The following is a 26,999-nucleotide window of genomic DNA, read 5'->3' on the forward strand; positions in this document are numbered from 1 at the left end:
ACGTGACACAGAGGCTCTGTAACCAAATAGCTGGAAAGCTAAACTCGCGCCCAAGGAAAAGACTTGGGTTCTTTACACCACAGGAGTATATTCATGCGCATCTGTAAAAAGTGTCGCACTTCAAACTTGATACTAAGTTTTACCACAAACGCATGATTTACTTGAGAAAGAACTGCTATTTCTAACCAGTTTTCTGAAGCAAACCACAAGGCTGAAACCAACTTGACCGACAAAGGCGACCAACCTAAAACAAGTAAGCCCACTTCCCTGCCCAATGAGGCACCCCCGCCAAGTAACAACAAGCGCCCTATCTTTCCAACAAAAGCGCAAAACAATGGCAAATTGCCGAGGCAACTGCCAAGCTGAAATGCTAATTGGCTAAGAACCTAAAAGCGACTTAAAGCCAGTTAAACAAGAACCCGACCGCCACGACCTGACAATGAAGCAACCCACGAACATTGGCATGTTTTACGGGCTAAGAGATTCAAGAACTTAGACCGATAATGCGGATTTGCTGAGTCTACTAGGAACGGATTGCTAGAGGGACAAAGAACTAAAGCCTAAGACCTTTTAGCCTTTGAAATACAAGTAAACATAACGCTAATTAACCCACATTAAGTAAGACTAACCACCAGCATAGCTGCTACTTTTCCTTGTAACCACCGCGGCGCTCGTCAATCTAACCTAATGAAAACCAACATACATTTGTACCTAGCATATCATACGCTATGCAATTAGGTTGCAAAGTGTTTCCTAATTTTTGGAATGATCAAAAAACCAACCGTGACATATTTCCTAAGACCCAAGCCGAATACTTAGGGGCGAGTATCCACTCAGGTGTGTTGCTGCCAAATGCCTGAAAAAGAATTTATCGTGAAGACAAAATGACTAAGTTGCTGGGCCTTATTCATCCCCCTACTATTCCGAGAAACCAAACGTATCGAATTACCGTTTTATAGATCGACCTTTGAATGTGAATTCAACTTTACCGTTTTGAGCCGTTTTGGCTCTGTTTACATCTATAAAATCTCTATTGGAGTAATTTTCGTGAACGATTTGAAAGATATTTGCCCAGCAAAAATGAGCAAAGAGCGCATCAAGCGTGAATATGATTTGCGTGTGCTTAACTGCGTAAGCGAAGGCGAGTACGAATCACGAATGGCAGTCTGGAATGGCCTTACCTTAACCGGTGCGACCGCCCTAGAAGCTAAAGCTTATGTGGACAACGCATTCAATAAGCTGCAAGAAGATTTAAAAGAAGCTCAGCGTGAGTTAGCGATTAACTACAACGATTTCTGCATGCTAGCAAATGAAGAGATCAACTTCATCAAGGTCCATGTTGCAGACAATAAGTCACAATACTTCTGGTATGCAACTATCGTATTGATGATCGCTGGAACACTCGCGCTTTGCATCTAAGATGTTCAAGCGCATGAGCCAAGGAAGGCTCATGTTACCTTCCCTTAACTAATATACCTTAACCAACGAACCCCTCGATCTATTCTGTCGCCAAGATGTCATGTGCGTCGTTTACGACAATCACACCCATTTGCTCTAAATGTTCCACTACTTGTTGAGCATTATCAGGAAAAACCGCTCGGGTTGAAGCCAAGTTCAAAATGACATTAAACCCCGCATCCACCAATTGTTCGACTGACTTTTTCACGCAGAAATCCAAAGCTAGGCCGCCAACAATCACCGTCTCTATTTTACGAGAGCGCAAATATTCAATACCACCAGTCGAGAGTGTATCCGCTTGGTCATGGTAAAAAGCACCATAAGGGTGAGCGTCTGGGTCGATCCCTTTATTGATCTGAAAATCATAGTCTCGAATCGCAGGTAAACCGGGTAAAAGTTCGACACCTGTTGTCCCTATCACGCAGTGTGGGTTCCACTTGATGTCTACTTCGGGTAACCCTACTGCTTCTAGCATCTGCTCTGGCGTTTCCGCCTCCCACGCTGCTCCAGGAGGATGCATATCGCGCGACACTACTTTTATCGAGGCTTTTTCATGGTTGCGTTTGAGTTCTTCAACAATGTCTAGTGCTCCAACAACAGGAAGTTCTGCCGGACATAGCTCGCTAAATCCTTTTTGCGGGTCCACATCAACTGAGGCTGTGCGAGATCGGGTAACTTCTACTTTAGTGACTGGCATATAGGCTTCCTTGAACATCGGATTAGCGGGAAATTTTAACCGATTTATAATACGCAATCCCACCAATAATACATCTGATTTACAACAAACCTTGCAATGCGCGCGTCATTTGACAATCTACGCGGCCTTATCTAGAGTGCGACACTTCACCAAGCCTAGTAACACAACAGGAAGGCCGAATGTCTGCCTCACTTTTCAGCGACCGTATTATTCAAAGTGCACTCGATTTGGATGTGTACAAAATCAATATGATGTTCGCTGCATTCACACACTATCCTCAAACCACGGTGCGTTACGAGCTTATCGTTCGCTCCAATGAGGATATCAGCCTCCTAAAAGAACAAGTGGAAGCGGAAATCAATCAACTCGCGCATCTTAACTTTACTCAAGATGATGTTGAGTACTTGACCACGTGTTCACCTTACCTAAGTGAGTCTTTTCTTTGTTACCTCAAAGGGTTTCAATTTGCCCCTGAAACACAGGTGACGGTATCAGTAAAAGGCCACCAGCTGAGCATCTCTATTAGCGGAATTTGGCACGAAACCATCTTGTACGAAACGTTAGCCATGAGCATCATCTCTGAGGTACGCAGCCGACAGCGTTGGGACAACATTCCTACAAAACATTTCAAGCAAGTATTAGAGAATAAAGTCGAAAACCTATGCAAAGAGCTAGAACGCCGAAAGATCAACAACTTTCAGTTTTCTGAGATGGGTAGCCGACGCCGATTCAGCGCTAAAGTGCAACAAGAGACGCTCAGCTATCTAAACCAAGAAGTACCGCACCTCTTGACCGGGACAAGCAATTACCATCTGGCGAAGCAAACTAGCCTAACTCCGATTGGTACGGTAGCTCACGAATGGTTTATGGCTCACCAAGCATTGTGCGAACCGGCTCTGTCTCAGCAAATCGCTTTAGATAAATGGTTGAGTACATTTGATGGGCAACTTGGTATCGCACTTACCGACACGATTGGCATTGATGCGTTTTTGCGAGATTTCACGACGCAAAGAGCCAACGCTTATTCTGGCGTAAGGCATGATTCGGGCGACCCACTAATCTGGGGAGACAAGATGATTGCGCACTATGAAGCGTTAGGGATTGATCCAATGTCGAAAGCCCTCATCTTTACTGATGGATTAGACTTTGAGCGCGCGATGTCAATTTGCGAATACTTTGACGGCCGAGCCAACGTGAGTTTCGGCATTGGTACCTTCCTAGCCAACGATATGGGCGATTGGGAGTACAATAACCAGCACTACCAGCCACTTTCGATGGTGGTCAAGCTTGCCGAGTGCAACGGCCAAGCAGTCGCGAAGATCAGCGATGAACCCGAAAAAGCCATGTGTGAAGATGAGAATTTTCTTGCGCGGCTAAAGCAAGACTACGGTCTCTCCGCTTAAATGAGCACTTCTTGGGTAGACCATTTGAACTTGTCGCATAACATTTTAAGTTGTGCGACATCTTGCTCAGTTTGCGCCTGCAGCCACTCTAAAATCTCGTTAGCAATTGGACTCGGGTTCTTCTGATAACAGAAATACTGCCATTCACTGTGTTGCAAACTAATCCGCTCTGGGCATTTCAAAAACTGCCTATTAAGCTCGGGCAAAACAAGTAGAAGGTCTGTCACCGTTACGCCCTGCCCTGAGAGACACGCACTCAGCGCTAAATCCAAGCTATAGAATACCGTGTCTCTTCCTTGTTTAACCCCTTTAAGGTTCGCGTTCTTAAGCCAAAATTTCCAATCTTGATGATCAAGAGTGGCGTGCAGGTGTGGCATTTCTAACAAATCATGAATTTCGATACTCTTCTCAGCCAGTAGCTCGGCATACACGGGCGCCATGTATTCCTCTCGCAATACCGTAATCCCCGCCTTATTAAGATAACGTTCTCGATTTTTCGAGTTGATGATCAACAAATCACAATCTTCGACAGCTAAATCTGGATCTTCTTCTATAGCGGGAATAATCACAATCTCATGCTCTGGATACCGCTCGTTAAGCATCGCGACATTTGGCATCAATACGCGAGTAGCAAAGCTCAACGCACTTTTTATCACAATGCGTTTTTTGACCGGCACTTTCCACTGTGCAAGTAATAAGTCTAGGTTATGGTAATTTTGCCTAAGAACTGCGAATAACTCTTGCCCACGAGGAGTCAGTTCAAACGCTCGATGCTTGCGAAGAATTAATGAAGAACTTAACTCATCTTCAAGCTGCTTAATCTGCCTACTAACAGCACTTTGGGTAACATTGAGCTCATCAGCGGCTTTGGTGAAACTCATTACACGAGCCACCACTTCAAACACTTTCAGTGCATTGTGAGAATAAGGTAGGTAGGAATACGGAGACATAATCACCTCGCATGATCTGAACTCATGTAAGAGTGGCATAAATGTCATTTGAATGCCACCAGCATAACTCGTACCTTTGTGTGATAACGATCACGAGGCGCATCATGAAAAAAATTCTCTCCTTGGCCATTCCACTTATTATCTCGCAAATGATCTCTATGGCGTTGGTGTTGACTGATGTATGGATGATGTCGCGATTAAGTGTGTCTGCCATTGCGGCGGGAGGATTAGGCGCGTCTGTCTATTCGTTCGTATTTATCATTGCAGGCAGCACGGTTGGCTGTGTCGCTAACTTGATCGCCATAGCCTACGGGCAACGTGTCGCACGACCTGAATTTGGCAATCAACAAATTCGTCTTGCTGTTAAAGGTGCAGTGTTACTTTCCATCATTCTCACCGTCCTTCTGACCATCAGCTTTGCCTTTGTGCCAGAGCTGCTCGCCCTTGCCAATCAACCAAGCGAACTTGCAGCACCTGCTATGCAGTATGTTGATGCTTTAAAGTGGGCGATGCTTCCGTCACTACTTCTACTTGTGCTGCGCGGTTTAACCAGTGCTTTTGGTAATGTCCGCTCGATCATGGTCATGTCGCTGCTAACCGTCACGCTGAATGTGCCAATTAGTTATGTATTGGCGTTTAGCTTCGACTTGGGGTTAGCCGGGCTTGGTGCAGGAACGGCGTTAGCGGCATTTATCGTGATGATTGGCTACACACTTTGGGTATTTAAGCGCCCAGAGTACGCGCCGTTTGCACCGTGGCTAAATCGCGAAGAATATTCACTGTCGCTTCTCACTCCCCTACTTGCTATGGGTTTGCCTATCGCAATGGCGGCTTTGCTTGAGCATGGACTCATTTACGGCGGTACATTGATGGCTGGAACTATCAGTATTGCTGCGTTAGCGCTACACCAAATTCTATTGCAATGCTTAAGCTTTACTTGGAACATCAACTTTGGCTTCTCACAAGCTGCAGCCATTCTTGTTGGGCAAGACTTCGGCGCTGAAAACTATGACGGCATCAAACGCACTGCTCTGCGCAGTTTTGGTATCACCACGCTACTGAGTGTCATTTTGGCAGGTGGTTTCATGTTATGGCCTGAGCTTATCGCCGGTATCTTTAATCTAGACGCTGACCTAACCCATTTACTGACGATGGTTCTTTGGGTCGTCGCGCTGTCATTCGTTGTTGATGCATGGCAATTGCTGGCGATAAACCTACTGCGTGGCATGAAGATAGTTATGGGTCCGACCATTATGACTGCAATTGGTTATTGGGCATTTGGTCTGCCGGCAGCATGGCTACTCATGCCAGAGTTTGAACTGGCGGGCATCTGGGGTGGTATCGGCATTGGTTTGGGTGTAACTGGCGTGTTACTGCTCATACAACTTATCTTTGCGATTAGAAAGCAGCGCAACACAGATTCACTTGCGATGGCGATGAGCTAAGCGATACACTCGCAGCTCATCATCAAGAGCTATGCTATGACCGATCTAGAACTCGAATTTGAACATATCTATTTAGAAGTAAAAGCGCAGCGATGGCATCAAATCGAGCGCTTTCTATATAGCTACTACTGCTACAAACACGATTACGTCAGTAAGCAAGGCAAGCCGGATTGGGAACTAGCCCGCCAAAGCGTTGCTCGCTCTACCCTCTGTACAGTCATAAAAGAGTCAGCCCTTGAACCTGTCGTGCCACTTAGCGTGGTTATTGGAGAGATAAAGCGCTACTGGCGAGATGGAGAGCTGACGCCAAGCAACTTACGTCGACTTCTGGATACCCTGCTTGACTATGTGTTGATATCGAAAGCCGAGCTAGAAGCATTAAAAAAAGCAGGCCTACAGAACGCGATGCCAGCTTGTTGGTATCAAAGCCAAGCGCGTATCCCTACCGATAGGCTGACTGCAGTGGGCATTGAAATCACGTCTCATTAACGCCGTTTCAAGCACTCTTCTCCCCCGAACAAAACCGAACAGTGACGACATCTACAATGTTTGCGACTTTCGCTCTAAGTCTTTGTAAACAAGCCTTGATTAAACACAGAGATGCATATTACCGTATCAGATAACTAACCCTTCATCCGGAGTACATATGGAATTTGTAGACGGTGTGTTGCGTATAGAGTCTTTTCTCGCAGTCACTCTTGGTATTGTCGTTTTATTCTTGGGTCGTCGACTGACTCAAATGAGTTCGTTTCTTAAAGAGTTCAGCATTCCTGAGCCAGTTTCAGGCGGTATTCTGGTCTCTGTCATCTTTACGCTTATCTATTACGCCGTGGGTATCAACGTTGAGTTTGACCTCGCGACCCGCGACCTGTTGTTAGTCTATTTCTTCACAACCATAGGTATAAACGCTAGCTTCAAAGATCTTCTCAAGGGTGGTAAGCCATTAGTCGTATTACTGATCATCACCATTGGCTACATGCTGATCCAAAACCTAACAGGGATTGGCGTCGCAACCTTGCTGGATCAGCCCCCAGTAGTTGGCATGCTAAGTGGTAGTGTGTCATTGATTGGTGGCCATGGTACCGCGATCGCTTGGTCACCTAGAATTGCTGAGATGTTTGATCTTCAAACCGCGATGGAGATTGGTATCGCGAGTGCCACGTTTGGTTTGATTCTCGCCAGTTTGATGGGTGGTCCAATCGCAAAATATCTAATTAACAAACACAGCTTAACACCAAGCAAGATTGAGCGGATGGATGTGGGCACTTCACCCACTAAACCTGATCCTAAGATCACCTCTTATGACTTTTTAGACGCCGTATTAGCCATTCATATCTGTATTATTATTGGTAGTATTCTGAATGAAGTGGTCAGCGAGATTGGTTTAGATTTACCACTGTTTGTGACCTGCCTGTTTGCCGGTATTTTGATTTCCAACCTAATACCGAGTAACTACCGAAGATTGACCGGAACTCGCTGGCCGTCACGGCAACCTGCTGTCGCGCTGATTGCAGATATGGCACTTGGCGCGTTTTTGGCAATGTCGCTGATGAGCATGCAATTGTGGGCGTTAGTCGACCTTGCGGGGCCAATATTCATCATTCTTGGTGCTCAATTCATTGTCGCCATCTTAGTTGCCATATTTATTGTGTTCCCTCTGATGGGCAAAACCTATGATGCTGCTGTCGTGTGTTCTGGCTTTGGTGGAATATCGTTAGGTTCGACTCCAACGGCAATGGCGAACATGTCAGCAGTGACCCAAAAATACGGAAACTCGCACCAAGCCTTTATCATTGTGCCGTTGGTGTGTGCTTTCTTTATCGATCTCGCAAATGCGCTGATCATTCCTTACTTCTTAAAAGTACTCGGCTAGAACGAGCGCCATAAATACATCCGGCATTTTTCTTCATGATTTGATGTCCTACTAATCATCTAACGCAACACATAAGGCCCCACAATTGTGAGGCCTTATTTTTATCGATAAATTTCATCTCAATTATCTAACCTCTTCATCCCAGCAGGTTAACTCTACGACTAATGTCTAACTCACTGAGACTATTTGTTTTTTTGAGTTTGGTTTAAGGTACTAGCGACTTCAATGATTCGTTTATTGATAGGGCAATTTGTTCTTTATATTTAACTGTGAACCTCAAGCTTTTTACAACAATACCAACGATATTCATGCTTGTTTTCGACCCTATTCTTAGTCAGTCATCTTCACTTTTAAACAATGACTCAAGTTACCCCTAATAGAGATTTATCGAATTCTTTGTAGAAGAACGACTATCAATCACTACTCCGCGGCATCGACATACCGCGAGTACATTACGTTTGTTGGAACAACACACCTCAGAGTGTGAATGAAAGGAATCAAAATGAGCAGCACTTTAGAGTCCGCACATATAAGAACAGATAAGCCTCAAGCCAATGAGGATGAACTCAGTTATGAACAACAACACAAACCAAGCTCTGAATTTGAGTCCCGAGAGCAGTATCTAGAGCACGAATTGCAAATCATGTCGCCGAAACGCTGGCGTCCAAATTTGCCGTTTAAAGATTATCGATTTGAGATTGAAGACACCATCCCAGCAATGGCGGCGACCATTGGTAAAGTGGTTATGGTGGGCGCGATTGCAGCAACCTTTGCCGGGGCTCTGGGGCTAAATGAAGGGTTCATTCTAGAAAATGTTCGTTATGAATTACTGATAGCATCAGTTTTCATTATTCTTTTCTCTGGCTTTCTATTGCCGACCGCTAACCTCGCAGGTACACACGGCCCACTCATCCCTCTAATTCCTATTGTTGTTGCCGCTGGCGGACACCCTATGGCCTTTGGCTTGCTGATTGGCGCTTTTGGCTTACTGTTGGCCATCAGTAAAGGTGGCAGCATGTTGGCCAATCTCACCAGTAAGGGCGTGTGTGGCGGCTTGTTGCTTTACCTAGGCTTTGTTGGGACCGTTTCTCAAGTCAAAAAGCTATTCGCTTGGGCAGAAGGCATTGGTATGAGTCACATCGCTTTCGTCGTGATCTTTTGTACCATTATTTTATATGCGCTATTGGAACATTTCCGTAAGCGTTGGCTAGCAGTCCCTCTTAGTTGCTTGCTGGGTGGCACGCTAGCTTTTGCTATGGGCGCACCGTTTTCTTTCCAAACCGAGCCTGGTTTTCCTCATATGAACCCTATGTATTGGTGGGGAGAAGATACAGGTTGGATGCTAGGCCTGCCGACAATTGAACATTTCATGGTGGTATTGCCGTTTGCCATTCTAGCCGTAGCGATGTGGTCGCCAGATTTCTTAGGCCATCAAGTATTTCAAAAAATCAGCTATCCAGAACGTACCGAAAAAGTACACATGAACATTGACGACACCATGACCACAGCTTCAATTCGTCAGACGTTTGGTTCTTTGCTCGGTGGTACTAACTTTACCTCTTCATGGGGTACTTATATCGTGCCAGCCGCTATAGCTAAACGCCCTATTCCTGCTGGCGCTTTGCTGACGGCTCTGTTTTGTATTATTGCCGCAATTTGGGGTTACCCGATGGATTTAGCTATCTGGCAACCGGTACTTTGTGTGGCGTTAATTGTTGGTGTATTCGTTCCATTGCTAGAAGCTGGAATGGAGATGACGCGTGAAGGGAAAACCACCCAATCAGCTGCGATTGTTGTGTTTTCATCAGCACTCGTAAACCCTGCATTTGGTTGGTCACTCACCATGCTGTTAGACAACTTAGGCTTGGTAGGATGTAAAGAACGTAGCGGTGAACTGAGTAAAATGAGCCGTTGGGTATTGCCTGGCATCATGTTTGTCGTGCTAACCAGTGTGATGGCGTTAGTTGGTCTTCTTCCAGGTATTCCTGCAATTATTCCAAGCTTTCGTTAACCAGATTTAAACGGTTTAGTACTGTGGTGCTAAACCGTTTTTCTAATCTTCACTAAGAATACAGCTCACTGGTATCAGGAGTACAACGTAGGAGAAATTGAGTGACCAAAGTTGGTCGCAATGCGCGGCGCTCACTCGCATTACTGGCATTTTGGGTGGTGAAGCTCATCGAATCATCTACTATTAATTAATACATAATCAATGAGTTAATTGATGGACCCACTAACGCAAGGTGTACTGGGCGCCTCCCTCTCTCTATCGGCGAGCAAAAAGCAGCACTTACTTGCGGCAGGCTTTTTCGGGCTAGTCGCTGGAATGGCACCCGATCTGGATGTATTGATTCGGTCTGAACGCGATCCTTTACTCTTCTTAGAGTTCCACCGTCAGTTTACCCATTCACTCTTTTTTATCCCTTTTGGTAGCTTCTTATGTGCTCTGGTTTTATACCTGCTATTTAGCAAAAAACTCCAACTATCATTTCAACAGAGCTGGCTTTATAGCGCACTTGGTTATAGCACTCACGCATTGTTAGATGCTTGTACCTCTTATGGTACTCAGCTGTTTTGGCCATTAACCACTGAACGTTACGCCTGGAATGCTGTGTCCGTGATTGATCCAGCCTTCACTCTTCCAATATTGATATTGCTCGTCTTCGCAATGCTAAAACGAAACGCTTGGCTTGCACGTATTGCCGTTATTTGGGCGTTAACTTATCCCACGCTTGGCATGATTCAAAGAGACAGAGCTGAAGCGGTTGGGTGGCAACTCGCGAAAGAACGACAACACATACCGATTCGATTAGAAGCCAAGCCGACTTTCGCGAATATTTTAGTTTGGAAGGTCATTTACGAAACGAAGGAGGACTACCATGTTGATGCCATTCGAGTGGCTGGTTCAATAAAAACCTATCCCGGAGAGGCCATCGCAAAGCTAAACCTAAGCCGGGATTTTCCTTGGCTCGACCCCAATTCACAACAAGGCAAAGACATTGAACGTTTCAGACAGTTTTCAAATGGCTTTCTAGCGAGCTCCCCCGACGACGAACTCAATATCATAGATGTACGATATTCAATGGTACCCAATCGGTTCAATGCACTATGGAGCATCAAGCTATCACCATCAGCGAGTGCGGATGAGCATGTTGAATATATGACACACCGTGACAATAGCTCAGAATCGAGACAGATCTTTTCCGACATGCTATTCGATTTTTAGCCAAGCCGGATGGGGACCTAACACCCGGCACGTTGCGTCGCCTTCTAGATACCCTGCTGACTACATGTTGATTTCTAAGACTGAGTTACAAGCATTAAAAAAAGCTGGCTTGCGAAACGCAATGCCAGCTTCTTGGTATCAAGGTAGAGAACGTGAGCGACTAACTCGGTTCAGTACTGTTGGCATCCTTTATTAAGGAACAACTGGTGGCTCAATCGTAGTCCAGTTTCCATCAATCAATGTTGAGTGGTTATCAATGCCAAAATACTCATTGAATGTACCACCAATTTGACCATGACAGCTCTGGTGCAGATTGAGTGCAATGTAGTTATCCCAATCAAAGGTGCCTGTAAGATCCACGTCACCTTCAATATCAAATGTCGAGCCAAACTGACACTCTAGTGTGCTAGCCGTTAAACCACCGCCATCAGAAACACTGAACGAACTGTTTTTCGATACCAACACTTCACCATTTACTGTCGCATCTCCCCAAACTGCTAAGCGAGAGTTACCGTAAGCTTCGATGTTACCTGATACCGTCATCGCATCCGCTTCAACAACAGAACCACTTTCAGATACGACTTTCGACGCATTAATCGCATTTGCGAAAATGAATGAGCTTCCAATCGCTTCTACGATACCCAGGCTCACTGAGTCATTATCAATCACAACTGACGAATTCACGTCAGACATCACTTGGTCTGCATTACCCGTTACGCTGCCTTTTATATCTACCGTCGAGTTTCTGCTAGCACGTAGAGCCAGGTTATTGATTGAGCCGCCATTAATACGTAGGTAAGACGTTCGAATATCGACGTTAATTACATACTCATCACCGTCTGGAACTCCTGTCGGCAGCGCTACATTTTCGAAACGAACGTTGGAATTGTTGCGTGCTGACACCTTGCCCTCTAGTGTTAGATTCTGCAGGCGAACGTTTGATTGACCGTCAATAAATACCGATTCTCCGTCCCAGTCTGGATCGTTAAACGCAGCAATTGACGCTGTGCCTCCGCCGTCAATACGCACGTCGTTGCGAGTAATTTCAACCGCATCACAAGTACCGGTAATGTTGTACGTAGTGCGAGTCGAAGTATTACGGGAATCCTCAAGTGCCGTCGCTAGTGCCGTTGAGTCAGCGTCACAATCGACGCTCACTGTCGTATATGCATCCGTTGCTGAGTTCTCTAAATCAGAAATACGCGTATCTAAATCCGAGAAGTTAGCATTGACTTCACTTGCCAACGCCGGGGTGCCCGAGCTAAATGTGTGGGGTACTGCTGCCAGCGCAGACGATGAAAAAAGCAGACTGATGCTTGTAGCCAACAAAGTTGTGTTTGTGTATTTCATGTTTTAGTTCCTTTCAATTTCATTTCATCGAGTCGGCTATTGCCAAGTCGCATCATCCCAATTGGTGTTATCCCAAGTTAGTGCTGAGTTAGAGTCACACGCATCACCAAGTCCATCTTTGTCTTCATCCGCTTGGTTTGTATTTGGTGTTGCAGGGCAGTTATCACTCTCATCGGCGACACCGTCGTTATCCCCATCTCCTGGGTATTGATCATCTTCGTTATCACCTAGCCCATCATTGTCAGCATCAGCCCATTCGGTAGAATCGTTAGGGAAAGCATCAACATCATTGGCATAGCCATCGTTGTCTGAATCATTCGGATACTGATCATCCTCATTGTCTCCGAGCCCATCACTATCAGCATCGACCCACTCGGTTTCATCGGTTGGAAATTCATCAATATCATTGTTGTACCCGTCGTTATCGGTATCATTGAGATATTGGTCATCTTCATTGTCACCTAACCCGTCATTGTCACCGTCTGCCCACTCTGTTGGATCATCATCAAACAAGTCTTGGTTGTCTCCGTAACCATCTGAGTCCGCATCGGCCCATTCGGTAGGATCGTCATCAAACGGGTCTTGGTTATCACCATAACCATCAGCGTCCGCATCAGCCCACTCACTCGCGTCATCATCAAATAAGTCGATGTTATCGCCATAGCCGTCGCTATCGTTATCACTCCACTCGGTTTTATCTTGTGGGAATGCATCATCTACGCTGTCTATGCCATCCAAATCATGATCACCTGCGCGTGAACGATCAGTAGGAAAGGCATCAATAGCATCTGGGTAAATATCATCTTCACCGTCAACGGTATCGTCATTCAGATCTGCATTGTTACCGGTACGATCGCCGTCCGAATCAAGGCTTTCGGTTGGGTCATTGGGGAAGTCATCGAGATCGTTTGGTACACCGTCATCGTCGTCATCGACAGAAAAGTTGATTCCAACCGTTGCACCGCCAACATTGTCGAAAGTTGTGCCATTACCTTCCGCAACATCTTCAATTTTCTGCTTGATCTTATTATTAACAGAAGCGGTCACTGATAAGAATTTGGTTCCGTTTGCTGAGTCTTCTGCAACCTGCTCCAACTCTGTCGGGGTAGTAGGCAATACATTGGCGTCAACAATGTTCTCAGCCGCATAGGCCGCCGCTTGAACGCCCGACTCAACAAAGTCACCCAGAATTTGGGTTTCATCTAGGCCCAATTGATCAGCCACTTGTTGAATCGCCGCTTGTTTCGCCGCTTCAATTGCCGCTGCGTCATCTGAATCTGTGGTATTTTGCTCAATGAGCACATGAACGAGTGTGGTTAAAGGTGTGACATCTTTTTCACCGGCAGGGGCAGACATCATATAGTCATCCGATATCAATACACCTAGATCATCTTCATCTTCGGTTTGCCCTGCTATCGCTTGTACGACAACGGGGTATTGTTCCGGGTTAGCAATATTAGTGACATCAAGGTCAGCAACACCGCCTATACCAGAAAGGGCGTTTGGCTCGCCTTCATCTAACACATAGTTGCCGTTCAGGTCCAACCAAACACGGGCATTACGCAAATAGCCATCAATGGCAGTAACACTGTAGCTATTCGCAGAAGGAGTAGAGGGGGTTGTACTTGAGGTCGAACTATCGTCATTACACCCAGAAAGGGTGACAGCACTAGCCAAGCTAAGCGCCAAAGAAATAGCGTTAAGTCTCATCTATAATTATCCATATTGTTGCACGGAACTAACGTTGGACGAAAATTAATACTTAGAGACTTTTTTTACAATAGTGAGACTTTCTATCACATTTGTACTATTGACAAAACCAATGTTATAACAAAACAAACACTTATTGACACATTGATCATTAACAAGCAAATCCATTCATACCACCAATACTTTAGAAATTAGTAATTTAGAACTTGATGATTTGTTTCGCAAAATCAGAACTTACTAAGTCAATTTTATAAACTAGATCACACTTTCAATCTGTCAAATGTAACTGAGAATGATCTGCATAAGTCATCATTGCTTCCATTTGAGTGCTCATTTTTCACTAGCGCAACAAAAAAGCTAAGGTAAACAAGATTAAACATACGAATCTTTGCTTGAGCAGAGACAGCTGAACGACGCGTGTTATGACCTATGATTGGGAATCTAAGCCAATAAAAAACCCTGCCGCTTTTCAGTGGCAGGGTTTTCATTAGAGACTGTAAGCTTAACGCTTAGTCATTCGGATTAGTCACGCAGTGACGCACCAAACTTCTCAGATACGTGAGCAACGATAGCGTCAACCGCACCAGCGATGTCTGCATCTTCAAGCGTACGCTCTACTGACTGTAGCGTCAGTGCGATTGCTAGGCTCTTCTTACCTTCTTCAACGCCTTTACCAACGTAAACGTCGAACAGTTTCGCATCTTTCAGGAACTCACCACCTTGCTCTAGACATGCTGCAACGATGTCGCCAGAAGCGACTGCTTCGTCAACAACGACCGCGATGTCACGACGGTTTGATGGGAACTTAGAAAGCTGTACTGCTTCAGGAATCACTTTAGTGTTGATTGCAGACCATTCCACTTCGAATACGATAGTACGGCCGTTTAGACCAAACTTACGCTCAAGTTCTGGGTGAACGGTACCAATCACACCAACTTGCTTGCCATCAACGATGATAGCTGCAGATTGACCTGGGTGAAGCGCTGGGTTCGCTGCTTTATCTTCAGCAGAAAGCGCTGCGAAAGAGTAAGCCGCTTCGTTAGCTGTTAGCTCAAGAACCGCTTCTAGATCGCCTTTCAGGTCAAAGAAATCAACTGTGTTAGTTTCGATGTCCCAGTGCTCTTCACTGCGAGTACCTGCGATAACACCTGCAAGCATAGGCTCTTGGCGCATACCGTTTTCAGCAGACTCACAAGGGATGAAACGTAGGCCGTATTCGAATAGACGAACACGTGGCTGTTGACGTTTCTGGTTGTGAACCACAGTGTTTAGTAGACCTTGGATTAGGCCTAGACGCATTGCTGACATGTCCGCAGAGATTGGGAATGGCAGGATTAGCGGCTCAACAGCTGGAACAACAAGCTTTTGCTGCTCTGGCTCAACGAAGCTGTAAGTGATTGCTTCTTGGTAACCACGATCAACAAGTAGGTTACGAACGCGTTTTAGCGGAATGTTCGCTTCAACGTGATCGTGCATCTTAAGTGCTGCCGCTGGGTTTTGGTTAGGGATGTTATCGTAACCGTAGATGCGACCTACTTCTTCAATTAGGTCTTGCTCGATTGCGATATCAAAACGCCATGTTGGTGCTGTCGCAGTCCAACCTGCCTCTGTAGTCTCTACCGTTAGGCCAAGACGCTCTAGGATTTCAACAACATCGCTGTCTGCAATGTGGTGACCTAGTAGGCTGTCTAGCTTAGTACGACGTAGTGACACTGTGTTTGCTTTTGGTAGGTCAGCTTCTGACTCTACAGCAACAACAGGTGCTACTTCACCGCCACAGATCTCAACAAGAAGCTCTGTTGCACGCTCCATTGCGCTAGCTTGTAGTGCGAAATCCACACCACGCTCAAAACGCATTGAAGAATCCGTGTGTAGACCGTAGCTACGCGCTCGGCCACGGATGTGGTCTGGTGCGAAGAATGCACACTCAAGTAGTACATCTTTAGTTTCAGTCGTTACGCCAGACTCTTCACCACCAAAGATACCTGCGATAGCCAGTGCTTTGTTTTGGTCAGCTACTACTAGAGTATCAGCGTTTAGCTCAGCTTCGTTACCGTCTAGAAGAGTAAGCTTCTCGCCCTGCTCTGCCATACGAACGACGATGCCGCCTTCAATCTTAGCAAGATCGAATGCGTGCATTGGCTGGCCTTGCTCTAGAAGAACAAAGTTAGTGATGTCTACGACTGGGTCGATAGAGCGAATACCACAACGGCGCAGTTTTTCTTGCATCCATAGTGGTGTTTCAGCTTGAACGTTTACGTTCTTAACCACACGACCAAGGTAACGTGGACATGCTGCTGTCGCTTTCACTTCGATAGAAACTGTATCGTCGATAACTGGTGCTACTGCGTTTACTGCAGGCTCAGTTACGTCAGCGCGGTTTAGAACGCCAACTTCACGCGCCATACCACGGATGCTGAAACAGTCCGCGCGGTTAGCCGTTAGGTCTACGTCTACTGTTACGTCGTCAAGACCTAGGAATTCGCGGAAATCAGTACCAATTGCTGCGTCTTCTGCTAGTTCCATGATGCCATCAGATTCAACGTCGATACCCAGTTCAGAGAATGAACACAGCATGCCGTGTGATGGTTGACCACGTAGTTTTGCTTTTTTGATTTTGAAATCGCCTGGTAGAACAGCACCCACAGTCGCTACAGCAACTTTGATACCTAGGCGACAGTTAGATGCGCCACAAACGATGTCTAGAAGTTCTTCAGCGCCAACATCTACTTTAGTTACACGTAGTTTGTCAGCGTCTGGGTGTTGACCACACTCAACCACTTTACCTACTTTAACGCCAGTGAAAGAACCAGCAACAGGTAGTACGTCGTCTACTTCTAGACCCGCCATTGTGATTTGGTGTGTAAGTTCGTCAGTCGATACCGCAGGGTTTACCCACTCACGAAGCCAAGATTCGCTAAATTTCATAGTGATGTATCCCCTGGATTACTTGAACTGTTTTAGGAAACGAAGGTCGTTCTCGAAGAACGCACGAAGATCGTTTACGCCGTAACGAAGCATAGTGAGGCGCTCAACGCCCATACCAAATGCGAAGCCAGAGTATTTCTCAGGGTCGATGCCAACGCTGCGAAGTACGTTAGGGTGAACCATGCCACAACCTAGAACTTCAAGCCATTTACCGTTCTTACCTTTCACGTCCACTTCTGCTGAAGGCTCAGTGAATGGGAAGTAAGAAGGACGGAAACGAACTTCAACTTCTTCTTCAAAGAAGTTACATAGGAAGTCGTGCAGAATGCCTTTAAGCTGTGCGAAGTTTACGTTTTCGTCTACTAGCATGCCTTCCACTTGGTGGAACATTGGCGTGTGCGTTTGGTCGTAGTCGTTACGGTAAACACGGCCCGGTGCGATGAAGCGGAATGGTGGTTTGCCATTTTCCATCGTACGGATCTGAACGCCAGACGTGTGAGTACGTAGCATTAGATCTGGGTTAAAGAAGAACGTGTCGTGGTCAGTACGCGCTGGGTGATCTTCTGCGATGTTTAGTGCATCAAAGTTGTGGAATGCATCTTCAATCTCAGGACCAGACTCAGTGTTAAAGCCTAGCTCACCAAAGAACTGTTCAATACGCTCAACAGTACGAGTAACAGGGTGTAGACCACCGTTCTCGATACGACGACCTGGTAGAGTCACGTCGATTGTTTCTGCGGCTAGCTTCGCTTCTAGCTCTGCACGTTGTAGTGCGTCTTTACGAGCTGCGATTGCTTGCTGAACAACGCCTTTCGCTTTGTTGATCTCTTGACCAGCTTCACGGCGCTCTTCTGGTGGTAGTTTACCTAGGCTTTGAAGTTGAGCCGTTAGCTCACCTTTCTTACCTAGATACTGAACACGCACTTCATCAAGTGCAACTAACGAATCTGCAGCTTCAATAGCGGCATTCGCGTTAGCAATGATCTCTTCTAGATGTTGCATCGTTTCCTCATCTACCTACACCTACATACAATAAGCATAAGTGGTAGTGTCCATTCTGGGTCAATCACATAACTGCAATCGCCCGGCGGGATCTTGGGTCTATAAATAGCTGTACATAGTAACGAATGACCGAGTCAAATCCAAACTGAAATCGCCCTATTTACTGCCTTTGGGTAAAATTTCGACTGAGTGGTTGATAAAACGGTTTTTAATACCCAACTATTTAACGACTGAGCCGAATTATAAGGAAGTAACATGACAATTTTGATAGAGCCAATTCGCCCAGAGCATGACGCAGAAATCTGCACCATCATCAAAGCGGTTGGGGCTGAGTTTGGCGCAGTTGGCGAAGGGTTTGGTCCATCAGATCCTGAAGTGGAAGCAATGAGCCAATACTACACATTAGACAAAAACAGTGTATACCTAGTCGCGACTCTCAACGGAAACATAGTTGGTGGGTGTGGCATTGCCCCCTTCAACGGTTCAAGCACGACCTGTGAGTTGAAAAAGCTGTTTTTACTGCCAGAAAGTCGAGGCTTAGGGATTGGCGCTAGTCTGAGTGAGCAATGTTTAGCGTTTGCCAAGCAACAAAGATTCACTCAATGCTATTTAGATACCCTCTCTTCTATGGATTCGGCTATCCGTCTCTATGAAAAGCTCGGATTCAAACACTTGACCCAACCATTAGAGGGCACAGAACACGGTGGTTGTGACATTTGGATGTTGAAAAGCTTTGAATATTAGTGATTCATATCACGAAATAAGTAAGGATAACCAGAGCAACCGGGACACCTGCTGTTCATTTATTGAAACCTTGAGGGACGAAGAGCGCCAGGACTCTCCATTTAGCTATTTTTCGAGGACAGGATGAACAGCGAAAAATAGTAAACATCTGATTAAAATGAATTTTATTAATTAACAACCCAAAATAACCACACCCGATTAGTATAAAATACAAAAAACACCCAATCAAATTTATAAAACAACACCTTTTATAAACGCAACCTTATCCTCTCCTCCCCTTGCTTATTTAACAAAAGAAACAAACAATTTAAAATACCCATATAAAATCAAGAAAAAAAGCGCGATATTTATATCAAATGACACTATTTCCTCTACCCTAGCCTTATTCAAACAAACTTGGTTGCGTATAAATATTTAAGCTAGTATCCCTAGAACTTATAGGTTTACTGAGTTGCTATATGACTATTAAGACGCTTTTCCAAATCTGCGACCAAACACCCTTAAACGATCTCTTTAATGATATGGATATTACGTTGTGGGAAACATTACTTCAGCAAGTAGCTCGCTTTCTAGATTGCCCGGCTGTTGGGCTCATCTTAACGTCTGATGTTGGATATCAAAATATTGCCCTAGCTAAAACAGATGACATAACCGCGAACCCGGGGAAAATAATACCGCGCGAGGTCAATATATACTGTAAAGAGGTCTATGATACTAAAAAGCAGTTTTATATTAATAATGCCTCGAATGTTGAAAAGTGGCAGGACAATCCCGAGCTCACGGTACAAGGTTTTATTTCTTATCTGGGTTTTCCCATTAAAAAACGTAACGGTGAAATGTTCGCTACGCTTTGCGCGTTAGATACCAAAGAAACCAACTATAATATCCAGCAAGTCGACTTGATGGGCTGTATTCGAGATATTATTCAAAGAGAGCTTCATACTGCAGAACAACTCGCCGAAGTCCGGCACGAATCTCATCATGATGAATTAACACAAGTGCTAAATCGCCGTGGTCTTATTGAAAAGTACGACGCTCTATTGGAGTCTCGGCAATTCAGTAACCATAATCTCGTCATCATTTACTTTGACTTAGATGGTTTGAAAGTGATTAACGACACTTGGGGCCACGGCATAGGGGATGCCTATATTTCAGGATTCGCGCAGGCGTTAAAAGATTCGCTGCGAGGCTCCGATCTGTGCGCTCGATTAGGTGGCGATGAGTTTGTCGCATTTTGTTCTTCAAGCAGGCCTATCGATGTCGATAAGATCATCGAACGTATTACTGAGCACTACGAGGCGATTTGTGCTTCGCTGACTGTGCCCTGTAATGCGGCGTTTAGTGCCGGAATTCTCAACTACCCCGCCCCGCCGAATGACATTAACAATGCACTAGAAATTGCCGATAAACAGATGTACGAAAATAAGCGGAGAAAAAATCAGCGAGGCCAAATATGCTCTTAACTCGTGTGATGTTTTACGCAGCGCTCGCTTTGCAAACATTTTCCGCTAATGCTGCCTATCAGGTAACGGTTAATCAATTTGTTCGCCATCCTGCTCTCGATATGGCGTATCAAGGGATCATTGAAGGATTGCGCCAAGAGGGGTTTATCGAAAATGAAACCGTCACTTTCGATTATGCGGTCGCCCAAGCCGATATGGGAACCTCTCTGCAAATTGCTCGGCAGCAAGTCGCGCTAAATCCTGATGTGATGGTGGCACTCTCAACTCCGTCGGCTCAAACTACCGCGAGTGTTAACAAACGTATCCCTATGGTCTTTTCCGCAGTCAGCAGCCCTAGACATGCAGGAGTTCACCTTCAAGGAAACATCACTGGTGTATCTGCGCTCTCACCCATAAAGGAACAAATTCAACTAACGCGAGAAGTTTTCCCGACGGCAACTCGCATTGGTGTTCTTTATAATCCTGGAGAAGATAACTCCCGCTATATCGTTGACCTATTAGAACAGAGCGCCGAGAAACACCAATTCACGTTAATTAAGCGCTCAGTGACATCATCCACACAAGTGTCGCTCGCAACAAAGTCTTTGATTGAGGACGTCGATCTTATCTATCTGCCAACCGACAATACCGTGGCGAGTGCATTGCCGGTGATCATCAAAATTGCACAAGCTCAATCTGTGCCGACGATTGGGGGGACGATCGACTATGTAAATCAAGGCGCGTTAATGGCGCTAGGGTTTGATTTTTTCGATAACGGAGTGCAAGCAGGGCATTTGGTGGCGCAGATTTTATCCGGCGCGAAACCGGAGTCTTTGCCTATTCAACCCACTAAGGGCCGTGAACTGCATATTAACTCATCTCAGCTTGAGAGATTGAACGTGGAGCTCCCTAAGGCCGTTCAGGATCGTATTACGAAATTGCATTAATAGCTCAGTAAGCAACCCGATTCCTGCCTTGAGACTTAGCGGCATAGACAGCGTTGTCAGCCGCTTTGATCAACTCATTAAAATCACTCATTTCTTCGGTGCGTTCACCCACCCCAATGCTGATGCTGCCTTGCCATGTAATGTTACCTACCGGTAGCGACATTTGATTCACTTTCTTGCGCGTAAGCTCAGCAATATGGATGCTTCCCTGTAGGTCCGTGTTAGGGCAAATGACAAAAAACTCATCACCGCCCAAACGGCATACAAAGTCATCACTTCGAAACGAATCGGCCAAGGTCTGAGCCAGTTCAATAAGAAGGTGGTCTCCAGCATCATGCCCTGCGGTATCATTAACTTGCTTAAAATAGTCAACATCAATCATGATACAGACTAAAGGCTCATTATTGCATGTAGACTCTTGCCAATGCGCTTTGAGCTGACGAATGGCGAAGCGGCGGTTAGGAAGCTTAGTTAGTGAGTCGGTCAGCGTAAGCTCTTCAAGCTGCTTGTTCGCCTGCGACAACTGCTTAGTGCGCTCTTTGACTTTGTCTTCTAGGCATTGATTGAGCTCTAACAGCTCTTTGTTTCGCTCAGAAACTTGCTCAAACAAGCCATTCAAGACTTTCAGTAGTGGTTCAGTTGAACTATCTTGCCGCTTTTCTTCATTTTCCCACGCTTTTCTCGGATCTACACCTGCTTTAACAAGGTCCACTTGACGAGACATGTTCTTATCAATACCCAAAATATGGTAAGCCAACCAATGAATAAGGAAATTGAACAGCTGCTCTGACGCTTTTTTGTTTTCTTCACTAATAAACGCCTGCATACTGATGATGTCAGCCATAAACGCACGATGACATTTGATATGCTCTTCAATGTGACTGCAATACACACCCACTGAGCGCATCAAATTCTCTTCTTCCTTGAAATGGAATTCTGCATAACGAGAAAGTTCAAACAACGCCATTCGAATATCACAGATTGAGATATTGTTCTCAGCAATCAACGAACCATAACGGTTGATGAGTCCGACCAGAAATTGATGCTGTTCATCAACATTATCAATACCTGTTTCGTAGCAAGTATCCCACTCAAAAGACTTCATTAAGGCTCCTTTCTTGTGCACCCCCTCTCACTAGGATCGAGTGCTTTTATAATAACCTTATCCAATATGTGTAATTTTACCTACATTTTTACTCATTCATTTGCTGAATCACGAAAAAAGGGATCTGGATCAACCCCCCTTTTGTTTGGAATGGATGTCACATACCAAAATTGTTGATGATTGGTTAAAAATAATACTCTAGCGACATTTCAATGAAATCGTCTTTTCTTGCGAAATAAAGCAAATCATCGGGCGTTTCATTCTCGAACAAGTAGCCATCAATCCTCCAAGTTAAGTGATTGGTTAGTCGACTCGATGCCTCTAACTTCGCACTGTAGACATCAGAGTTATCTAGGTCTTGGGTGATTCCAACCAACACTTCGCTGCTGTCTGCATCGTTGAGAGCAAGCCGAGCCCCGACAAACAGATCATTTTGACCTATGGTTTGCGCATTGTTGCCTCGACTGTCATAAAGATATTCCGCGATCAGTCCCACATCCCAAACTGTCTCGAAAGCGCCCACCACCGTGTATTCAAACCCAGTGGCTAAACCCACATGGTGATCAGCACTATCACGATAGATACTTTCAAACTTCCATAGCCAATCTTCGACAATACCCTGAACGTCAACACCCACTTGCTTTGCTTGCGCATAGTAGGGTTTTAGCTCGCTACCCTTCAGTTGGTAATATGGGTCGCGATTGGTCCCTTGAAAGTAGCTGACGCCGATGTCCCAATCACCCATCATTTGCGAGTAACGCAGCGCATAATCGACATGCTTTTCCTCTTTTAAGGATTCATACAGCGCATCGTTGGATACCGGCAGCGTTGGTCTTAAACGTCCATCCACTCCTGAGAAAGTTTGCTCTCTGAAATAAGGAAGCAGCATCGCATCCACGTTGCCCCACTCCTTAATTGACGTGAAATGAATCATCGGCTGACCGAGCTTATCTTCCCCATCAACCGACTCAATCGCATCGGTTTGGTTAACCACATCAACAAGGTGTGCAGACTCTGTCACCCCCCAAAATACCTTTCCAATACCTGCCCTAAATTCGTAATCATCCCAGTACGTCAGATACAGTGCTTCTCTAATATCACCGTGACTACGCTCATCGTCCAAGCTGTCTAAGCGGTAAAACGGCGTCAAGGTAAAATCGGAGCTGTCACCGACCTGCCAATAAAGCTCCGGCTGCAACACAATCGAACTTTGTCCTTTGTCTTGACCTTGTAACCCATCATTTGCGAACTGGCGGTGTTCAACGTTAATTTGTCCAGACAACTCAAATGCGTGACATTGTAACGCCAAAACAGTAAGAGAAGCGCAAGCCGATAAACGACCTGCTGTGCTTAAGATTGTTTTCATACCGCCTCTACTTCACACGTTTTAATACGTTTTTCTCAAAGTCTTTCTCTCGAAGTCCGGTTTGAAAGTCCAAATTGCTGGTCGTCAATAAGGTGCTTTTACCGGTTTGGTGGTTAACCATCGCCATAGTGTGTGCTCGCCAATACTTGTTTAAGTACTGCTTATAGTCATCAAACTTAAGGGTTTTGAGTAACGAACCTCTGCGGTCATAGAACTCCACTTGCACAGGTCGATAATGCTCGCTATCTAGCCATACCAATTGTTTGGTATAGCCAGAGTTTTTGTCGGTCGGGACTTGTTCTAATAAGTGAACTTGGACACCATTGAATTCGTTGTCGCCAAGATGGTTGAAAGTGTATTTTTCTAACTCGAATGAGCTGAGATCTTCATAAGCAAACTCACTGCCCATAAACGGGCCTGATTTGTTACGTGATGAGATCCGTTTTACACGCTTGAGGGCTGGCAAATAAAGCCACTGGTCATCGGCATCGACACTGTGTGAATGATTCAAAAATGCCGTGCCTTTCACGTCTCTTGGTTGGTCAAAAATGGTTAATCCTTTGTCTCCATCGTTGGCGATTTCAAAGGATTTAAGGCGCATTTCACGAGTACTGCTTTCCCCTTGAGCGTTTTTAAGAATCATCTGCATGGTGGCGACAGAGTCCCCCCAACCTTCATCTCTCGCTTTGCGCTCTTTGGCGATTTCGAGCCCTTTCTCTGGCGAGGCAAAACTTTGGCTACTTAGAGCGAACAAAGCTGTTAGCGCGATGGTTTTGATTATTGAGTTCTGTTTTACGTTCATCGTGACATCCTTTTAACTTTGTAATTGAGTCGTTGCTGGAGCAGTACTTGTATTAAGGGTCTGAGTGTCGTCTTGGGTATAGCTCGCGGTATCGAATTTCATTAGCAGTGCTGGGAGGAAAACAAAATCGACCACTAACGCGATGAAAATTACAATCGCACTGAGCTGTCCCATATCGGCATTGAGCCTAAAACTCGACATCGCCAAGACAGAGAAGCCTGCGACCAACACAACCGTCGTGATCCAAAGTGCGCGGCCTACGGTGTGGAAGGCATATCGAACTGCCTCTTCTGCTGACTGCCCTTGCTTACGTGCACGTTGATACTTAGAAAGGAAGTGCACCGAATCATCAACCACAATCCCAAGGGTTAACGTCACAACCACAGATAAACCTAAGTTGATTTCACCTGAGAACAGCGCCCATAAACCAAAGCCAATAATCGCAGGCGCCATGTTAGGGACAATGCTGATCAATCCGAGCCTCAGCGATCGTAATGAGAAGATCATCAGCGCCGAAATCAAAATCAGGGTAATGGGTAACGTTGAGAGCATACTTGCCATGTTCGTTTCACCGATGTGTGCAAACATTAGAGTTGGACTTGACGCAACAACCTCGTATTGAGGCGCGTTATCAGCAAACCATTGATAGATACGATTTTCGAGATCGACCATCTCAACACTGCCCAAATTGGCGACGGTTGCGACCATCTTGATTGAAGATTTATCAACGTTGATTTGGTTGTTGAGATCAAGGCCATATGGCAACGACATTTCGTAAAGCAGTAAGTACTGAGCAGCCAACTCGCGGTCTAGAGGTAGGGTGTAATAGCTGTTTTCGTCACCGTGCATATTCTTGTTTAGACGCTTATACACATCAGATAAAGTCGCCACGTGATCGGTTTCAGGCTGCTGACGAAGCCAATTGGTGAAATCTCCGATGGTTTGTAGGTACACCGGATCGGCAATACCTTGTGACTCTCGGCTTTTCACTACGATGTTAATGTTGCTCATCCCACTGATACGCGCTTCCATAAAGTCGGCAGCTCTGCGGAACTCGCTGCGAGAATCGAAATACTTCACCGATTCATCGTTGATTTTGTTCAGTGGTAATAAGCTTGCAGAGACCGCGATCACAACCGCCGAGAGCGGGAGTAAGGCGTTTCTGTTTTTCACAACCCAATCACCTAGCTTATCCATCACATCCGTTGGGGTTGAGTTACTAGCATCGACAGCGTTCACTTTTATCGGTAGCACTTTTAGTAGCGCAGGAAGTAAAGAGACCGAGAGCAGACAAGCAATCATAACGCCCAGCGCAGCAAGGTTACCAAAGTCGCGCAGTACCGGTGAGTCCGACATATTCATCATCAAAAAACCGATGGCGGTGGTCACTGAGGTAATCAAAATCGGCATGAAGTTGATCGCGATGCTTTGATCAATCGCATAATGTTTACTGTAGCCAAGCTTCATATTTTGACGCATGGTCGCAATGACATGTACACAGTCAGCAACCGCAAGGGTCATGACCAAGGTAGGAATGTTCACGGTCGCGGTACTTAAGAACATACCCGCCCAACCAGACAGCCCCATCGTTGCGGCGACTGAACCCATAATCACAACCAATGTCGCGATGACGCTGAGTATTGAACGTAGCATCACAGTTAAAAACACCAATATGACGGCTAACATCGTTGGAACAAGCGTTGAGGTATCATCTTGAGCCGCCATCATAAACGCATGATTCATCGCTATGATTCCCGCTTTATGAAATTCCACATTCGGGTAAAGTGTTTGGTATTTGTCGATCAGTTGGTTGGCGGCAGAGACCACTTCAAGCACTTCTGCGGTTTCATCAATTTCTGGCAGTTGAACCGTGATATTCACAACCGACACGTCGCCTTTTTCAGAGATCATCGAATGTTTAACGACTGGCTCAGACAAGGAGATCTGTTTGATTTTGGCGATGCGTTCTGGCGTGAGCTGATATTCATCGAGCAGTAAGTCTTCTACGATCAGGTCATCGTCAGTAGCTTCGGTATGCTGATAGTTGGCAAGAGAGTCTACGCGGCTTGAATAAGGAACTTGCCATGCTTCTTGGGTGAGCTGTTGGATTAGCGTGAGAGTTTCAGGTTCGAAAACATTGCCACTTTTAGGCGCAATGACAAGTGCCAGGTTATCCGATTTCGCGAAGGTGGTTTGAATTTCATCAAAGGCTCTTAGCTGCTTGTTTTCTCCATCAAAGAAAATGTTGTAGTCACCTCTAAAATAGAGGTTTTTGCCTCCAATGGTAGCGGCGATGACCAAACATATCGTGATTAGTAGTACCCACCAACTAAAGCGAGTCGGCATCATTAACCAGTTGGGGGGCTGTTTTGAGGTTGCTTGTTTCGTATTCATCACACTCTCCGTTTGTGACGTTTCGTCAAAATTCATTACTTAAAAACCAGCAAGTGCTGGTATTTAAGTAACAAAGCTCAAATGAAAAACCGAACTTTCGTTCGAGTGTCATTTATTGACGATTCGTCATAAACGTTGAATTAAAAAGCCCTGCTGG

20 protein-coding genes and 1 pseudogene are annotated in these 26,999 nt (G+C 45.4%); 11 read left to right on the forward strand and 10 right to left on the reverse strand.

Annotated elements, in window-relative coordinates; translation table 11 throughout:
• Window positions 1-107 (forward strand): annotated as a pseudogene (locus EJ063_RS10655) (IS30 family transposase); the annotation flags it as partial.
• A 973-nt stretch (window positions 108-1,080) separates the two neighbouring features.
• Window positions 1,081-1,419: a thiamine-phosphate diphosphorylase gene (locus EJ063_RS10665; RefSeq protein ID WP_167469903.1), complete on the forward strand. Its 339-nt coding sequence runs from the start codon at window positions 1,081-1,083 to the stop codon at window positions 1,417-1,419.
• Window positions 1,420-1,498: 79 nt separating this feature from the next.
• On the opposite strand, the gene EJ063_RS10670 is transcribed toward EJ063_RS10665, so the two are convergent.
• Window positions 1,499-2,155 (reverse strand): isochorismatase family protein, encoded by a 657-nt coding sequence (locus tag EJ063_RS10670; protein ID WP_126574272.1) that lies wholly within the window; start codon window positions 2,153-2,155, stop codon window positions 1,499-1,501.
• A gap of 179 nt (window positions 2,156-2,334) precedes the next feature.
• Between EJ063_RS10670 and pncB the strand changes: the two genes are divergently transcribed.
• Entirely contained in the window at window positions 2,335-3,558 is a 1,224-nt protein-coding gene (pncB, locus tag EJ063_RS10675; protein ID WP_126574273.1) for a nicotinate phosphoribosyltransferase, read from the forward strand.
• On the opposite strand, the gene EJ063_RS10680 is transcribed toward pncB, so the two are convergent.
• Entirely contained in the window at window positions 3,555-4,508 is a 954-nt protein-coding gene (locus tag EJ063_RS10680) for a LysR family transcriptional regulator (protein WP_126574274.1), read from the reverse strand. The genes pncB and EJ063_RS10680 overlap by 4 nt on opposite strands.
• A gap of 104 nt (window positions 4,509-4,612) precedes the next feature.
• Here EJ063_RS10680 and EJ063_RS10685 point away from each other — a divergent pair, with 104 nt between their 5' ends.
• The 5 genes from EJ063_RS10685 to EJ063_RS10705 all read left to right on the forward strand — a co-directional run bounded on the left by EJ063_RS10685 (window position 4,613) and on the right by EJ063_RS10705 (window position 11,052).
• Window positions 4,613-5,953: an MATE family efflux transporter gene (locus tag EJ063_RS10685; protein ID WP_126574275.1), complete on the forward strand. Its 1,341-nt coding sequence runs from the start codon at window positions 4,613-4,615 to the stop codon at window positions 5,951-5,953.
• Between the two features lie 36 nt (window positions 5,954-5,989).
• Window positions 5,990-6,442, forward strand: a complete 453-nt coding sequence (locus EJ063_RS10690; protein WP_126574276.1) for a hypothetical protein — start codon at window positions 5,990-5,992, stop codon at window positions 6,440-6,442.
• Between the two features lie 157 nt (window positions 6,443-6,599).
• The gene (gene gltS, locus EJ063_RS10695) at window positions 6,600-7,826 is read left to right on the forward strand and encodes a sodium/glutamate symporter (protein WP_126574277.1); all 1,227 of its coding nucleotides are present in this window, start codon (window positions 6,600-6,602) and stop codon (window positions 7,824-7,826) included.
• A 502-nt stretch (window positions 7,827-8,328) separates the two neighbouring features.
• A complete protein-coding gene (locus tag EJ063_RS10700) occupies window positions 8,329-9,837 on the forward strand; it encodes a DUF3360 domain-containing protein (protein ID WP_126574278.1) in 1,509 nt (502 codons plus the stop codon).
• Between the two features lie 213 nt (window positions 9,838-10,050).
• Entirely contained in the window at window positions 10,051-11,052 is a 1,002-nt protein-coding gene (locus tag EJ063_RS10705; RefSeq protein ID WP_126574279.1) for a metal-dependent hydrolase, read from the forward strand.
• A gap of 192 nt (window positions 11,053-11,244) precedes the next feature.
• Here EJ063_RS10705 and EJ063_RS10715 read toward each other — a convergent pair whose 3' ends face one another.
• From EJ063_RS10715 to pheS, 4 genes are all read right to left on the reverse strand, one after another.
• Window positions 11,245-12,402, reverse strand: coding sequence for a hypothetical protein (locus EJ063_RS10715; RefSeq protein ID WP_126574280.1), 1,158 nt, complete (start codon window positions 12,400-12,402; stop codon window positions 11,245-11,247).
• 36 nt (window positions 12,403-12,438) lie between these two features.
• Window positions 12,439-14,112 carry a midas domain-containing protein gene (locus EJ063_RS10720; protein ID WP_126574281.1) on the reverse strand — a complete coding sequence of 558 codons (1,674 nt, stop codon included), beginning with the start codon at window positions 14,110-14,112 and terminating at the stop codon, window positions 12,439-12,441.
• Window positions 14,113-14,634: 522 nt separating this feature from the next.
• Window positions 14,635-17,040: a phenylalanine--tRNA ligase subunit beta gene (pheT, locus tag EJ063_RS10725; protein ID WP_126574282.1), complete on the reverse strand. Its 2,406-nt coding sequence runs from the start codon at window positions 17,038-17,040 to the stop codon at window positions 14,635-14,637.
• A gap of 18 nt (window positions 17,041-17,058) precedes the next feature.
• Window positions 17,059-18,042, reverse strand: coding sequence for a phenylalanine--tRNA ligase subunit alpha (pheS, locus tag EJ063_RS10730; protein ID WP_004413586.1), 984 nt, complete (start codon window positions 18,040-18,042; stop codon window positions 17,059-17,061).
• Between the two features lie 255 nt (window positions 18,043-18,297).
• Here pheS and EJ063_RS10735 point away from each other — a divergent pair, with 255 nt between their 5' ends.
• From EJ063_RS10735 to EJ063_RS10745, 3 genes are all read left to right on the forward strand, one after another.
• A complete protein-coding gene (locus EJ063_RS10735) occupies window positions 18,298-18,786 on the forward strand; it encodes a GNAT family N-acetyltransferase (RefSeq protein WP_126574283.1) in 489 nt (162 codons plus the stop codon).
• 458 nt (window positions 18,787-19,244) lie between these two features.
• Window positions 19,245-20,249, forward strand: coding sequence for a sensor domain-containing diguanylate cyclase (locus EJ063_RS10740; protein ID WP_126574284.1), 1,005 nt, complete (start codon window positions 19,245-19,247; stop codon window positions 20,247-20,249).
• A complete protein-coding gene (locus EJ063_RS10745) occupies window positions 20,240-21,175 on the forward strand; it encodes an ABC transporter substrate-binding protein (RefSeq protein WP_126574285.1) in 936 nt (311 codons plus the stop codon). Before EJ063_RS10740 ends, EJ063_RS10745 begins: the two co-directional genes overlap by 10 nt.
• A gap of 4 nt (window positions 21,176-21,179) precedes the next feature.
• Here EJ063_RS10745 and EJ063_RS10750 read toward each other — a convergent pair whose 3' ends face one another.
• The 4 genes from EJ063_RS10750 to EJ063_RS10765 all read right to left on the reverse strand — a co-directional run bounded on the left by EJ063_RS10750 (window position 21,180) and on the right by EJ063_RS10765 (window position 26,842).
• Window positions 21,180-22,280: a GGDEF domain-containing protein gene (locus EJ063_RS10750; RefSeq protein ID WP_126574286.1), complete on the reverse strand. Its 1,101-nt coding sequence runs from the start codon at window positions 22,278-22,280 to the stop codon at window positions 21,180-21,182.
• Between the two features lie 184 nt (window positions 22,281-22,464).
• On the reverse strand, window positions 22,465-23,646 hold the full coding sequence (locus tag EJ063_RS10755; RefSeq protein WP_126574287.1) for a hypothetical protein: 1,182 nt from the start codon (window positions 23,644-23,646) through the stop codon (window positions 22,465-22,467).
• Between the two features lie 7 nt (window positions 23,647-23,653).
• Entirely contained in the window at window positions 23,654-24,448 is a 795-nt protein-coding gene (locus EJ063_RS10760) for an outer membrane lipoprotein-sorting protein (RefSeq protein ID WP_126574288.1), read from the reverse strand.
• A 12-nt stretch (window positions 24,449-24,460) separates the two neighbouring features.
• Window positions 24,461-26,842, reverse strand: coding sequence for an efflux RND transporter permease subunit (locus EJ063_RS10765; protein ID WP_126574289.1), 2,382 nt, complete (start codon window positions 26,840-26,842; stop codon window positions 24,461-24,463).
• Window positions 26,843-26,999 lie beyond the last annotated feature (157 nt).

Origin of the sequence: Vibrio aquaticus, assembly GCF_003970385.1 — a bacterium.
Classification (GTDB): domain Bacteria; phylum Pseudomonadota; class Gammaproteobacteria; order Enterobacterales; family Vibrionaceae; genus Vibrio; species Vibrio aquaticus.